Below are 13074 nucleotides of genomic sequence, written 5' to 3'. Positions count from 1 at the left end.
GGTCGGGCAAATCTTCTAAGCCCTTCAATAATTTAAATTTTTTTGAGAAAGGTGTTGACGCTAATACAAGGTGCCTATTAAGATTCGCCGCACTTGTCGGGCACAGCCTAGCACTGGTTGGTGAAGTCGGGCAGAATGGGTGGTTTTCTGATCGCTTGTTCGGTTCGGCATCAGCTCTTGCGCCCGTAGCTCAGCTGGATAGAGCATCCGCCTTCTAAGCGGATGGTCGCAGGTTCGAGTCCTGCCGGGTGCGCCATTAGGCAGCTTGGGCAAGCAAGTCGGTCTGTAAAGCGATATGGTGGGCGTAGCTCAGTTGGTAGAGCGCTGGATTGTGATTCCAGTTGTCGTGGGTTCGATTCCCATCGTCCACCCCATATTTTGCGAAGGCGCCTTGATGGTAAATCCGGCGCCTTTGTCTTGAGCGTCATGCGGACGTGGTGAAATTGGTAGACACACTGGATTTAGGTTCCAGCGGCGCAAGCTGTAAGAGTTCGAGTCTCTTCGTCCGCACCATGTTTCTCTAAGTTGTACGGTAACACTGCATTCTGGTGGGCGTAGCTCAGTTGGTAGAGCGCTGGATTGTGATTCCAGTTGTCGTGGGTTCGATTCCCATCGTCCACCCCATATTCATTCGAGGGCGCCTTGATCTTGCGATCGGGCGCCTTTGTCGTTTCTGCTCGGGTTGTTGCGCTGCGTGAGGTGTGTCTGTTTTGCCGCTCGCGCGAGTCTACTGGTGGCGCGAGCCTGGAAGCTGATAGATTTCAACCGGTTGAGAAGCGGGTCGTGGCCGGTGGAGGGCTTACCGATGATTGCAAAAGAAGCACGTCAGGCTTTGGCATTGCAGCGCTTCTGCCAAAGCCATCCGCAACTGCTCGAAGAGATTCGTGAGCTTGAGCCGCGCGAGCGGGCGCAGCAAATCGAATGGGCGTTCGAGGACGCGGCTCAGGAGCAGGGTATCGAGCCCTGGGAGTTGGCGTTGCAACTGATTGCAGAAACGCCGGAGCAGTTGCAGGCCATGCGCCTGGAGACCCATCGCGAGGTCGCAGATGCGCTGGGTATGTCGTGGCAAGAATACTGCGGTTTCAATGACATCGAGCCGTCTTGAGCGACTTTGCGGCCAGCGTCGAGCGAGTGAGTTCCAGGGTTTCTGGGTGATCGCCCTCCAGGCCGCAATTAATGAGGCCTCAAGCGTTTCGTTATAGGTTTATCAAGGAAAACGACCGTCGTAGCGTTCGGTATTCTGGGTGGGGTGACTTCTGGTGTCTGAATCACTAGAATATTCGCCCTTGATTCTGGAGTCGGGCTATCGCCGGCTAACGTCTGTGCAACGAGGAATATCCATGCAAGTTTCTGTTGAAAACACTTCCGCTCTCGAGCGCCGCATGACCATTGCCGTTCCGGCCGAGCGCGTCGAGAACGAAGTCAACAAGCGTCTGCAACAGACTGCCCGTCGTGCCAAGGTCCCGGGCTTCCGTCCAGGCAAGGTTCCGATGAGCGTTATCCGTCAGCGTTACGAAGACGCGGCCCGTCAGGAAGCCTTCGGTGACCTGGTGCAGGCCTCCTTCTACGAAGCCGTGGTCGAGCAGAAGCTCAACCCTGCGGGTTCGCCGGCCGTCGAGCCGAAGTCGTTCGAAAAAGGCAAGGATCTCGAGTTCGTTGCCATCTTCGAAGTTTTCCCCGAGTTCACCGTCGCCGGTTTCGAATCGATCAACGTCGAGCGCCTGAACGCCGAAGTGGCGGATGCCGATCTGGACACCATGCTCGAAGTGCTGCGCAAGCAAAACGTGCGTTACGAAGCCGTCGAGCGCGCGGCCGAGAAAGACGATCAGGTCAACATCGACTTCGTCGGTAAGATCGATGGCGAAGCCTTCGCGGGCGGCTCGGCCCAGAACACCCCGTTGGTATTGGGCTCCGGTCGTATGATTCCGGGCTTCGAAGACGGCCTGGTCGGCGCCAAGGCTGGCGAAGAGCGCGTGGTCAACGTGACCTTCCCAGAGGATTATCAGAACCTGGACCTGGCCAACAAGGCTGCCGAGTTCACCATCACCGTGAACAGCGTTTCTGCGCCGGTGCTGCCTGAGCTGAACGAAGCGTTCTTCGCCCAGTTCGGTATCAAGGAATCGTCCCTGGAAGGTTTCCGCACCGAAGTTCGCAAGAACATGGAGCGCGAACTGCGCCAGGCCATCAAGACCAAGGTCAAGAATCAGGTCATGGATGGTCTGCTGGCCGCCAACCCGGTCGACGTGCCGAAGGCGCTGCTGGAAAATGAAGTCAATCGTCTGCGCGTCCAGGCTGTTCAGCAGTTCGGCGGCAATATCAAGCCTGATCAACTGCCAGCCGAGCTGTTCGAAGAGCAAGCCAAGCGTCGCGTGGTGCTGGGCCTGATCGTTGCCGAGGTGGTCAAGCAGTTCGACCTCAAGCCGGACGACGCCAAGGTTCGCGAGATGATCGAGGAGATGGCGTCCGCTTACCAGGAGCCTGAACAGGTCATCGCTTGGTACTACAAGAATGACCAGCAAATGAACGAAGTGCGTTCGGTTGTGCTGGAAGAGCAAGTTGTAGATACTGTCCTGCAGAAAGCGACTGTGACCGACAAGTCGGTCTCGTACGAAGAGGCTGTCAAGCCAGCACAGGCTCCTGCCGAAGCTGAGTGATTTGCTACTTTGTAGGAAACCCCACAAGCCAGCCTTCGGGCTGGCTTGTGCGTTATTAAAGCCATGACTATTTGGGAGTGAGTGCAGGACATGTCCCGCAATTCTTATATTCAGCAGAGCTCTGACATCCAGGCCGCAGGCGGTCTGGTCCCGATGGTTATCGAGCAGTCCGCCCGTGGCGAACGTGCCTACGACATCTACTCGCGCCTGTTGAAGGAGCGTGTGATCTTCCTGGTCGGGCCTGTAGAAGACTACATGGCCAACCTGGTCGTGGCGCAGCTGCTGTTCCTTGAGGCGGAAAACCCCGACAAGGATATCCATCTCTACATCAACTCGCCGGGCGGTTCGGTGACCGCTGGCATGTCGATCTACGACACCATGCAGTTCATCAAGCCCGACGTTTCCACCATCTGCATCGGCCAGGCCTGCAGCATGGGTGCGTTCCTGCTGGCTGCAGGTGCCGCGGGCAAGCGTCATTGCCTGCCCAACTCGCGAGTGATGATTCACCAGCCGCTGGGCGGCTTCCAGGGCCAGGCGACCGATATCGAGATCCATGCCCAGGAAATCCTCAGCATCAAAGCCCGCTTGAACGAGCTGTTGGCTTTCCACACCGGCCAGGATCTGGAAACCATCAAGCGCGATACCGAGCGCGACAACTTCATGAGCGCCTCGCGCGCGGCCGAGTATGGTTTGGTCGACTCGGTCTACGACAAGCGGCAACTGGTGTCCTGAGCCCAGGCGCCAGAGCGGGCGGGCGCCCAAGGCGCCTGCCTGCGGACTTGAAAAAGCCCGCAATTGCCTTCATCTTGTGTTGCAAGCCTACCGGATTGGATCGATCGAATGACTGACACCCGTAACGGCGAGGACAACGGCAAATTGCTCTATTGCTCCTTCTGCGGCAAAAGCCAGCACGAAGTGCGCAAATTGATTGCCGGGCCCTCGGTATTTATCTGCGACGAGTGCGTCGACCTGTGCAATGACATCATCCGCGAGGAGGTGCAGGAAGCCCAGGCCGAAAGCAGCGCGCACAAATTGCCTTCGCCGAAAGAAATCAGCGGCATTCTTGACCAGTATGTGATTGGTCAGGAACGTGCCAAGAAGGTGCTTGCCGTAGCGGTGTACAACCACTACAAGCGCCTCAATCAGCGTGACAAGAAAGGCGACGAAGTCGAGCTGGGCAAGAGCAACATCCTGCTGATCGGGCCGACTGGCTCGGGTAAGACCCTGCTCGCCGAAACCCTCGCTCGCCTGCTGAACGTACCCTTCACCATCGCTGACGCCACCACCCTGACCGAAGCCGGTTATGTGGGTGAGGACGTCGAGAACATCATTCAGAAACTGCTGCAGAAGTGCGACTACGATGTGGACAAGGCCCAGATGGGTATCGTCTACATCGACGAGATCGACAAGATTTCGCGCAAGTCGGACAACCCGTCCATCACCCGTGACGTTTCGGGCGAGGGCGTGCAGCAGGCGCTTTTGAAGCTGATCGAAGGCACCGTCGCCTCCGTACCGCCGCAGGGCGGTCGCAAGCACCCGCAGCAGGAGTTCCTGCAGGTCGATACCCGCAACATCCTGTTCATTTGCGGCGGGGCATTCTCGGGCTTGGAGAAGGTCATCCAGAATCGCTCCACCAAGGGCGGCATCGGCTTTAGCGCACAAGTGCGCAGCCAGCAGGAAGGCAAGAAGGTGGGTGAGTCGCTGCGCGAGGTCGAGCCGGACGATTTGGTCAAGTTCGGCCTGATCCCTGAGTTCGTGGGGCGTCTGCCGGTATTGGCGACGCTCGACGAACTGGATGAGGCTGCACTGATGCAGATCCTCACCGAGCCGAAGAACGCCTTGACCAAGCAGTACGCCAAGCTGTTCGAGATGGAAAGCGTGGATCTGGAGTTCCGCAGCGACGCGCTCAAGGCCGTTGCTCGCAAGGCGCTGGAGCGCAAGACTGGTGCGCGCGGTCTACGTTCGATCCTCGAAGGCGTTCTGCTCGACACCATGTACGAGATTCCTTCGCAGAAGGAAGTCAGCAAGGTGGTCATCGACGAGAGCGTCATCGAAGGTACCTCGCAGCCGCTGCTCATCTACGAGAACAGTGAGCCGCAAGCCAAAGCCGCACCTGACGCCTGAGTCGGACGCGGCGTGAGTGAAGTCTGAAGGGGCCTACGGGCCCTTTCTGCTTTTCTGGCGCCAGCGCTTGTATTTTTACCTACCTACCCCCACATTAGCCCCAAGCACTATTTCCACCGGTTTCCGGCCGACAGGCCGCTGTAGAGGCGAAATCATGAAGACCACTCTCGACTTGCCTCTTTTGCCATTGCGCGATGTCGTCGTTTATCCGCATATGGTTATCCCGCTGTTCGTGGGACGCGAGAAGTCCATCGAAGCACTTGAGGCTGCGATGATGGGTGAAAAGCAGATTCTCCTGCTCGCCCAGAAAAACCCAGGCGATGACGACCCGGGTGAAGATGCCCTGTACCGTGTCGGCACGGTTGCTACTGTTTTGCAATTGCTCAAACTGCCCGATGGCACCGTCAAGGTGCTGGTCGAGGGTGAGCAGCGGGGTGCGGTCGAACGCTTCAGCGAGGTCGATGGGCATATTCGTGCCGAGGTCAGCCTGATCGACGAAGTCGAGACGGCGGAGCGTGAGTCTGAAGTCTTCGTACGTACGCTGCTATCGCAGTTCGAGCAGTACGTGCAATTGGGCAAGAAAGTGCCGGCAGAAGTGTTGTCGTCGCTCAACAGCATCGAAGAGCCTGGACGCCTGGTCGATACCATGGCGGCCCACATGGCACTGAAGATCGAGCAGAAGCAGGAAATCCTCGAGATCATCGAGTTGTCGGCGCGTGTCGAGCATGTACTGGCGCTGCTGGATGCCGAAATCGACCTGTTGCAGGTCGAAAAGCGTATTCGCGGCCGGGTCAAAAAACAGATGGAGCGCAGTCAGCGCGAGTATTACTTGAATGAGCAGATGAAAGCCATTCAGAAGGAGCTCGGCGACGGCGATGAAGGTCACAATGAAATCGAGGAGCTGAAGAAGCGCATCGATGCTGCGGGTCTTCCCAAAGATGCATTCACCAAGGCTCAAGCCGAGCTGAACAAGCTCAAGCAGATGTCGCCGATGTCTGCCGAGGCCACCGTTGTGCGCTCATACCTCGACTGGCTGGTCCAGGTGCCGTGGAAAGCCCAGAGCAAAGTGCGGCTGGACCTGACCAAGGCCGAAGAGATTCTGGACGCCGACCATTACGGCCTGGAAGAGGTCAAGGAGCGCATTCTCGAATACCTCGCTGTGCAGAAGCGGGTGAAAAAAATTCGCGGACCGGTGCTGTGCCTGGTCGGCCCGCCTGGGGTGGGCAAAACCTCGCTGGCTGAGTCGATCGCCGCTGCCACCAACCGCAAGTTCGTGCGCATGGCGCTGGGTGGCGTACGTGACGAAGCTGAGATTCGCGGACACCGCCGCACCTACATTGGCTCGATGCCGGGTCGTCTGATTCAGAAAATGACCAAGGTGGGCGTGCGCAACCCACTGTTCCTGCTCGACGAAATCGACAAAATGGGCAGCGACATGCGCGGCGATCCTGCTTCCGCGCTGCTCGAAGTGCTCGACCCCGAGCAGAACCACAATTTCAACGATCACTATCTGGAAGTCGATTACGATCTCTCGGATGTGATGTTCCTGTGCACCTCGAACTCAATGAACATCCCGCCGGCGCTGCTCGACCGGATGGAAATCATCCGTCTGCCCGGCTACACCGAGGACGAGAAGATCAACATCGCGGTCAAGTACCTGGTGCCCAAGCAGGTCAAGGCCAATGGTTTGAAGAAGGACGAACTTGAGGTCGATGTTTCGGCGATTCGCGACATTATCCGCTACTACACCCGCGAAGCCGGAGTGCGCGGGCTGGAGCGTCAAATCGCCAAGGTGTGCCGCAAGGTGGTCAAGGAGCACACTGGCCAGAAGCAGGTGAAAGTCAAGGTCACAGGCGATCAACTGGAGCATCTGCTCGGTGTGCGCAAGTTCCGCTACGGCCTGGCCGAAACCCAGGATCAGATCGGCCAGGTCACCGGCCTTGCCTGGACTCAGGTCGGTGGCGAGTTGCTGACCATCGAGGCTGTGGTCATTCCGGGCAAAGGCCAACTGATCAAGACCGGCTCGCTTGGCGATGTCATGGTCGAGTCGATCACCGCCGCGCAGACCGTGGTTCGCAGCCGTGCACGCAGCCTCGGCATCGCTGCCGATTTTCACGAGAAGCACGATGTGCACATTCACATGCCCGAGGGCGCTACGCCCAAGGACGGTCCTAGTGCCGGTATCGGCATGTGCACCGCGTTGGTTTCGGCGCTGACCCAGATTCCAGTGCGTGCCGATGTCGCCATGACTGGCGAGATCACCTTGCGTGGGCAGGTGCTGGCCATCGGTGGATTGAAGGAAAAACTGCTGGCGGCGCATCGCGGCGGGATCAAGACCGTGATCATTCCCGAAGAGAATGTGCGCGATCTCAAGGAGATTCCGGAAAATATCAAACAGGATCTGCAGATCAAACCGGTTAAATGGATTGACGAGGTCCTGCAAATTGCGCTGCAATACGCCCCGGAACCCTTGCCAGATGTGGCTCCGGAGATTGTCGCGAAAGAAGAGAAGCGCGACAGCGATGCCAAGGAAAGAATGAGCACGCACTAGTTCGTATCTCATTGGGGGGTTGATCGACACGCTTTCGTCGCCTCGCGCTGAAGCGCAGCGCCAGTGTCACCGAGCCACCCAATGATCGTTTCATGCGGTTTATTACATACTTAGAAACATACTCATTAGAGAGATAAGGGGACTTAGAGTGAACAAGTCGGAACTGATTGACGCTGTTGCTGCTTCTGCTGATATCCCGAAAGCTGTTGCTGGCCGTGCTCTGGACGCAGTAATCGAGTCCGTGACCAATGCTCTGAAAGAAGGTGACAGTGTGGTCCTGGTTGGCTTCGGCACCTTCGCTGTCAAAGAGCGCGCCGAGCGCACTGGCCGCAACCCGCAAACCGGTAAGCCGATCAAGATCGCAGCTGCCAAGACGCCAGGCTTCAAAGCTGGCAAAGGCCTGAAAGACGCCGTCAACTAAGTCGTCTCTTCAGCCGGATCCGGCCAAGTCGGTTCCGAGCACGTCGCGGCGGGGGCCGCAAACGTTCCCGCCGCCACGTTTGCTAAGAAAAGGCGCATCCTCGGATGCGCCTTTCTTTTATCAGGATTCTACCCACTCTCCGCGGTTGTCGATGCAGTGGTACGACCGTTTTTGGGGGACGCATGCTGCAGAATATCAGGGACAATTCACAGGGTTGGATTGCCAAGACCATCATCGGTCTCATCGTTGTGCTTATGGCACTTACCGGTTTTGAGGCCATCTTCCAGGCTGCCAGTCATAGCCAGGACGCTGCCAAGATCAACGGTCAAACCATCAGTCAGGCCGAACTGAGCCAGGCAGTGGACATGGGCCGCCGTCAAATCATGCAACGGATGGGCAAGGACTTCGACCCGGCAAGGCTGGACGAAAAAGTGCTGCGCGAGGCTGCACTGAAGCAGCTGATAGACCGCAAGCTGTTGCTGCAGGGTGCCGAGGATGCCAAGTTCGCCTTCCCGGAAACCGCGCTGGATCAGCTTATCCTGCAGATGCCACAGTTCCAGGTGGCTGGCGCCTTCAGTGCCGAGCGTTTCGACGGCGAAATTCGTCAGTTGGGCTATAACCGGATGCAGTTCCGCGAGGCGCTCAGCCAGGACATGCTGATCAATCAACTGCGTAACGGCATCGGCGGTAGCAGCTTCGTGACAGATCAGCAGGTCGATGCCTTCGCTCGTCTGGAAAATCAGACCCGCGACATCGCCACCATGACCTTCAAGGCCAACCCGGCAGCGGTGCAGGTGAGCGATGCAGAGATCAAGGCTCACTATGATCAGCACGCAAAGGAATTCATGACGCCCGATCAGGTGGTCATCGATTACATCGAGCTGAAGAAGGCGGCCTTCTTCGACCAGGTATCGGTCAGCGACGATCAACTCCAGGCTGAATACCAGAAGGAAATCGCTAATCTTGCCGAGCAGCGCGATGCTGCGCATATTCTGATCGAAGTCAACGATAAGACTGACGACGCTCAGGCCAAGGCTCGAATCGAAGAGATCCAACAACGCCTGGCTAAAGGTGAAGATTTCGCCAAGCTAGCCAAGGAGTTCTCTCAGGATCCAGGGTCTGCTGCCAATGGTGGCGATCTGGGGCTGGCCGGCCCCGGTGTGTATGACCCAGCATTCGAAGCGGCGCTGTACAAGCTGAACAAAGATCAGGTATCCGCTCCGGTTCGTACCGAATACGGCTATCACCTGATCAAGCTGCTCGGCATTGAGGCGCCTCAGGTTCCGACCTTTGCCAGCCTCAAGGACAAGCTGACCCACGAGCTGAAAACTCAGCAGGTGGAGCAGAAGTTCGTCGAAGTCACCAAGCAGTTGGAGGACTCTGCCTTCGAAGCCTCGGACCTCGCCCAGCCTGCGCAGGAACTGGGCCTGAAAGTGCATACCTCGGCGCCGTTCGGTCGTGAGGGTGGGGAAGGTATCACTGCCAATCGCGCGGTCATCCAGGCAGCCTTCAGCGAAGAAGTGCTGAATGAAGGCGCCAATAGCAATGGCTTGGAGCTCGATCCGGAAACCGTGGTGGTCGTACGGGTCAAAGAGCACCGCAAACCTGAACAACTGGCCTTGGAAGCGGTGTCGTCCACCATCCGTGAGCATCTGGCCAAGGAGAAAGCCACTGCAGAGCTCAAGGTCAAGGCCGACAAGCTGATCGCCGGGCTGCGCGACGGCTCCATCGTGCCGGGCACCGCGCAGGAGGGTCAGCAATGGAAGGTGCTCGAGGCGGTGACTCGCGACCAGGAAGGCGTAGATCCTACCGAGTTGCAGGCGGCCTTCCGCATGGCCAAGCCTGAGTCCAAGGACAAGTCCGTCTACGCCAGCGTGGTGCTCAAGGATGGCAGCCTTGCGGTGTTGCAACTCAAGGGCGTCAACGAGGGTGCAGCAGCGTCCGAACTGGAGAAGCAGCAAATTCGTCAATACCTGGCCTCGCGCACGGGGCAGGCAGACTTCGCGGCTTATCTGAAACACCTGGAAGACACGGCAGACATCACTCGCTACTGAGGGACGCCTTGCTATTGAAACAGGCCGCTTTAGCGGCCTGTTTCATTTCAATACGCACACGTGTTCGCAGCGCCCTACCGGCAGATCAGCCATTGTGCGGGCCGTTGAGCAACGCTCGTTCAGCGTTTCTGTGCTTCGTGCCCATCGAGCGTATCGCGCGCGATTTCCCGCCCCAGCGCGATGAGTTCGGGCGCCTTGTAGAACTCGAAAAAACGGCATACCCGCTTGGGCACGTTGATCAGCACGTCTGGTGGATAACCTGCAATCTTGTACTGGGCTAATGAGGTTTGCATGACCTCGAAGCTTTGGTTGATCAGATCGAGTAGGGAAGCAGGTCCGACGTTGTCGATGATGAACGACCCGGTCGCCGATTTGGGCGCCCCTTCACGCTCTGGCGCTGCGGCCGGCTGCCCCTGTTGGTCGATCGGGTCGCTCAACCATGGGTTGCTCTGGCTCATGCGCTCGGCGACGATTTCCTGCTCGATGCGCATCAACTGCTCCGCAGGCTTGCGCCTGAATGGCATGCGCGAACCCAGGGAACTGATCACTGATTCGAAACGCATCCGAAAAGCCGCCGGGCGTTCGACGACCGGCAACTGATACTGTTTCTGATTGGTAGCGTTGAGGTTGACCGCGATGATCAGGTCGCAGTGACTGGAAACCACAGGCACGATCGGCAGTGGGTTCAAGATGCCGCCATCGACCAGCATGCGATTGCCCTGCATCACTGGGGTGAATAGGCTGGGGATCGCTGCGGACGCACGCATGGCCTGATGCAGGCATCCCTCCTGAAACCAGATTTCCTGCTGGTTTGTCAGATCGGCTGCCACAGCAGTGTAGGGGATACGAAGTTGCTCAATATTCATTTCCCCCACGATCTTGCGGATTTGTCCGAATACCTTGTCACCGCGGATGGCCCCCAGGCGAAAGCTCACGTCGACCAGGCGCAGCACATCCAGATAGTCGAGGCTCTCGATCCAGCGCCGATACTCATCGAGTTTGCCAGCAGCGTAGATACCGCCCACCACTGCGCCCATCGAGCAGCCGGCGATACAGGCGATCTCATAGCCGCGGCGTTCGATTTCCTCGATCACACCAATGTGCGCGTACCCTCGGGCGCCGCCCGAGCCAAGTACCAGTGCGACACGTTTGCTCATAGTTTTCCCCACGAGAGTCGGCGATGATCGCCACAATGCACGCTTTGGCGGTCAGGCTTCAATGGCGCTGTGCGCTGTGTCAGGGTCGACGGGCACTTTTCACCGTGCCGACCGTCGAAACAGCGACTGTTGTCCCTTCTTGAGGTATCACCCGATGAAAGCGTGGATCTTCGTTCCCTTGATGGCGCTGGCGGTAGCCGGTTGTGTAGGCAAAACGGCTTACCGCGACAGTTGCGCGACGCAACTCGATGCCGCCTGGAAAGAGCTCGATCTAGCCAAGGCCGAGGGGTTCGCCGGAACCGTCAGCTACTCCAAGGCGCTGTCCCTTCTGACTGGAGCCAAAACCCAGCAGCAGTTCGAAGCGTTCGAAGGGTGCAGCACCAAAGCCGAGCGTGCGCGCTTCTACATCCGTGAGTCCCGTGCCGGTCGATGACCGAGGAGAGTGGAAATGTCCGCGATGATGGATCATGTGGTTGCCCAGGTGCTGGCCCTGCACGTCCGTCTGCTCGCTTGTCGTGAGCGCCTGGCTGCTGATACCGACAGCGAGGCACTGCATGACCTGCGCACCAGTCTGCGACGCCTGCGCAGCCTGCTGCGGCCCCTGCGTGGCCTGCCTGGGATCGAGCAGCTCGAAGAAGCGGCACGGTCCCTGGGCACGTTGACCACGCCCTTGCGAGACCGCGAAGTGCTTGCTGCGCAGTTGATCGCCAGTGGACACCCCGAGGCTGGCCAGCGACGACTGCAGGGCAGGGCGGCCACCTTTGCCAGCGTTGCTGCCAGCGCACAATTAAGGCGTGTCCTGGCCATTCTCGATACATTCCCGCTGTTCCTGCGCGCCGCCGATCGCGAAGGTTTGGCGCACGAACTGCGTACCCGGGTCGATAAGCGGCTAGGCAAGCAATGGCGCAAACTCCAGGCCGGCATTGACGACCCGGCGCACGACCGTCATCGCCTGCGTCTGTTGATCAAGCGGGTGCGCTACGGCGATGAGGCTTATCCGCAGTTGCGCCATGCGAAGAAGCCGCTGCAGCGCCTGCTCAAGCAGGCACAGGCGGATCTTGGCGACTGGCATGATCGTCTCCAGTGGCTGCTGCAGGTACGTGAGCATGCCGATCTGGCGCCCTGCGCCGAAATGTGGGAGCTGCAGTTGCAGCAAGCCGAGCGTCATTGCGATGTCACGCTCAAGTCGCTGCGCAAGGCGCTGTCACACCGATAGTCCCTGTAAATGACCGATATGTAGGCTGTCACCGATCTGTGCGCTGGATACTCTGCAGCCTGGTTGCACTACGAACGAACAGGGGTGTGAGCGCCATGAATCTAGATGAACTGCTGGTTGCCGTGCGTAACCACCCCGAGAACCTGAGCATTCCAGCCAGTTGGGGCCAAGGCCGCGCGTGTTTTGGTGGTCTGATGGCGGCTCTGGTGCATGAAACGATGTGTTTGAAAGTCGGCGGTGACAGACCGGTGCGATCGCTGGCCATCACGTTCGTGGGCCCTGCGGTGGCCGAGATGCCGATTCGCTTCGACGCCGAGGTGCTGCGAGAGGGCAAGGCCGTGACCACCGTCCTGGGCAGGGCCGTTCAGGCGGGTCAGGTGGTGACGTTAGTGCAAGGCAGTTTCGGTGAAAGCCGGGCGTCTGAGGTGCAGGTGGGGGCCGGCCCGGCGGCGCCTATCAAGCCTCTCGCAGAAGCGACGCCAGAGTTACCCTACATCGCTGGCGTCACTCCGGCGTTCATGCGCCACGTTTCGTTGCGTTGGGCACTGGGTGGTCTGCCATTCAGCGGCAATGACTCACGAGAAATGGGCGGCTGGGTGCGCTTGCGCGAGGTGGCAAAGGCGCCTCTGAGCGTCGGACACCTGTTGGCGCTGGTAGACGCCTGGCCGCCCAGCGTGCTGCCGATACTGAGCAAGCCGGCTGCCGGTAGCACGTTGTCATGGACGATTGAATTCGTTCAGCCCATACCCGAGGTCAGCACTACGGATTGGTGCCAGTACCGAGTCGAGACTGAGCATGCCAAAGACGGCTATGGCCACGCTGCCGCCAGGTTATCCTCGGCTGACGGCAGGTTACTTGCACTGAGTCGTCAAACGGTGACCGTCTTCGCCTGAACGG

General features: G+C 58.7%; 11 protein-coding genes and 4 tRNA genes. 14 read left to right on the top strand and 1 reads right to left on the bottom strand.

Annotated features, from left to right (window positions below):
• Positions 1–179: 179 nt before the first annotated feature.
• The 11 genes from ACK2SD_RS16430 (at position 180) to ACK2SD_RS16380 (ending at position 9804) form a co-directional block, all read left to right on the top strand.
• Positions 180–256: transfer RNA gene (locus ACK2SD_RS16430), tRNA-Arg, on the top strand.
• Positions 257–298: 42 nt separating this feature from the next.
• Positions 299–374 (top strand) — tRNA-His (locus ACK2SD_RS16425).
• Between the two features lie 54 nt (positions 375–428).
• Positions 429–513: transfer RNA gene (locus ACK2SD_RS16420), tRNA-Leu, on the top strand.
• A gap of 35 nt (positions 514–548) precedes the next feature.
• Positions 549–624, top strand: a tRNA-His gene (locus ACK2SD_RS16415).
• Between the two features lie 181 nt (positions 625–805).
• On the top strand, positions 806–1105 hold the full coding sequence (locus ACK2SD_RS16410) for a DUF6388 family protein (RefSeq protein ID WP_412460330.1): 300 nt from the start codon (positions 806–808) through the stop codon (positions 1103–1105).
• A gap of 235 nt (positions 1106–1340) precedes the next feature.
• Complete coding sequence (gene tig / locus ACK2SD_RS16405; protein ID WP_412460329.1) at positions 1341–2654, top strand: trigger factor; 1314 nt, start codon at positions 1341–1343, stop codon at positions 2652–2654.
• A gap of 90 nt (positions 2655–2744) precedes the next feature.
• Positions 2745–3386 carry an ATP-dependent Clp endopeptidase proteolytic subunit ClpP gene (gene clpP / locus ACK2SD_RS16400; RefSeq protein ID WP_029613529.1) on the top strand — a complete coding sequence of 214 codons (642 nt, stop codon included), beginning with the start codon at positions 2745–2747 and terminating at the stop codon, positions 3384–3386.
• 108 nt (positions 3387–3494) lie between these two features.
• Positions 3495–4778, top strand: a complete 1284-nt coding sequence (gene clpX / locus ACK2SD_RS16395) for an ATP-dependent Clp protease ATP-binding subunit ClpX (RefSeq protein ID WP_029613530.1) — start codon at positions 3495–3497, stop codon at positions 4776–4778.
• A gap of 154 nt (positions 4779–4932) precedes the next feature.
• Positions 4933–7329 carry an endopeptidase La gene (gene lon / locus ACK2SD_RS16390; protein ID WP_412462333.1) on the top strand — a complete coding sequence of 799 codons (2397 nt, stop codon included), beginning with the start codon at positions 4933–4935 and terminating at the stop codon, positions 7327–7329.
• Between the two features lie 148 nt (positions 7330–7477).
• Positions 7478–7750, top strand: coding sequence for an HU family DNA-binding protein (locus tag ACK2SD_RS16385; RefSeq protein ID WP_029613532.1), 273 nt, complete (start codon positions 7478–7480; stop codon positions 7748–7750).
• Between the two features lie 182 nt (positions 7751–7932).
• Positions 7933–9804 (top strand): SurA N-terminal domain-containing protein, encoded by a 1872-nt coding sequence (locus ACK2SD_RS16380; RefSeq protein WP_039576578.1) that lies wholly within the window; start codon positions 7933–7935, stop codon positions 9802–9804.
• 119 nt (positions 9805–9923) lie between these two features.
• Here ACK2SD_RS16380 and ACK2SD_RS16375 read toward each other — a convergent pair whose 3' ends face one another.
• Positions 9924–10961 (bottom strand): patatin-like phospholipase family protein, encoded by a 1038-nt coding sequence (locus ACK2SD_RS16375; protein WP_412460328.1) that lies wholly within the window; start codon positions 10959–10961, stop codon positions 9924–9926.
• 154 nt (positions 10962–11115) lie between these two features.
• On the opposite strand from ACK2SD_RS16375, the gene ACK2SD_RS16370 reads away from it, so the two are divergent.
• The 3 genes from ACK2SD_RS16370 (at position 11116) to ACK2SD_RS16360 (ending at position 13070) form a co-directional block, all read left to right on the top strand.
• A complete protein-coding gene (locus ACK2SD_RS16370) occupies positions 11116–11394 on the top strand; it encodes a hypothetical protein (RefSeq protein WP_412460327.1) in 279 nt (92 codons plus the stop codon).
• A gap of 15 nt (positions 11395–11409) precedes the next feature.
• Positions 11410–12177, top strand: a complete 768-nt coding sequence (locus tag ACK2SD_RS16365) for a CHAD domain-containing protein (RefSeq protein ID WP_412460326.1) — start codon at positions 11410–11412, stop codon at positions 12175–12177.
• Positions 12178–12272: 95 nt separating this feature from the next.
• Positions 12273–13070: an acyl-CoA thioesterase gene (locus ACK2SD_RS16360; protein ID WP_412460325.1), complete on the top strand. Its 798-nt coding sequence runs from the start codon at positions 12273–12275 to the stop codon at positions 13068–13070.
• The last annotated feature ends 4 nt before the right edge of the window (positions 13071–13074 follow it).

The sequence above is a fragment of the Pseudomonas sp. SC11 genome (genome assembly GCF_047039205.1).
Classification (GTDB): Bacteria; Pseudomonadota; Gammaproteobacteria; order Pseudomonadales; family Pseudomonadaceae; genus Aquipseudomonas; species Aquipseudomonas boreofloridensis.
This window is presented reverse-complemented; position numbering and strand designations above follow the sequence as displayed.

Bases quoted from the DNA above. Each gene is read 5' to 3' on its own strand.
- ACK2SD_RS16410 (WP_412460330.1), top strand. From the start codon at position 806: ATGATTGCAAAAGAAGCACGTCAGGCTTTGGCATTGCAGCGCTTCTGC.
- tig (WP_412460329.1), top strand. From the start codon at position 1,341: ATGCAAGTTTCTGTTGAAAACACTTCCGCTCTCGAGCGCCGCATGACC.
- clpP (WP_029613529.1), top strand. From the start codon at position 2,745: ATGTCCCGCAATTCTTATATTCAGCAGAGCTCTGACATCCAGGCCGCA.
- clpX (WP_029613530.1), top strand. From the start codon at position 3,495: ATGACTGACACCCGTAACGGCGAGGACAACGGCAAATTGCTCTATTGC.
- lon (WP_412462333.1), top strand. From the start codon at position 4,933: ATGAAGACCACTCTCGACTTGCCTCTTTTGCCATTGCGCGATGTCGTC.
- ACK2SD_RS16380 (WP_039576578.1), top strand. From the start codon at position 7,933: ATGCTGCAGAATATCAGGGACAATTCACAGGGTTGGATTGCCAAGACC.
- ACK2SD_RS16375 (WP_412460328.1), bottom strand. From the start codon at position 10,961: ATGAGCAAACGTGTCGCACTGGTACTTGGCTCGGGCGGCGCCCGAGGG.
- ACK2SD_RS16370 (WP_412460327.1), top strand. From the start codon at position 11,116: ATGAAAGCGTGGATCTTCGTTCCCTTGATGGCGCTGGCGGTAGCCGGT.
- ACK2SD_RS16365 (WP_412460326.1), top strand. From the start codon at position 11,410: ATGTCCGCGATGATGGATCATGTGGTTGCCCAGGTGCTGGCCCTGCAC.
- ACK2SD_RS16360 (WP_412460325.1), top strand. From the start codon at position 12,273: ATGAATCTAGATGAACTGCTGGTTGCCGTGCGTAACCACCCCGAGAAC.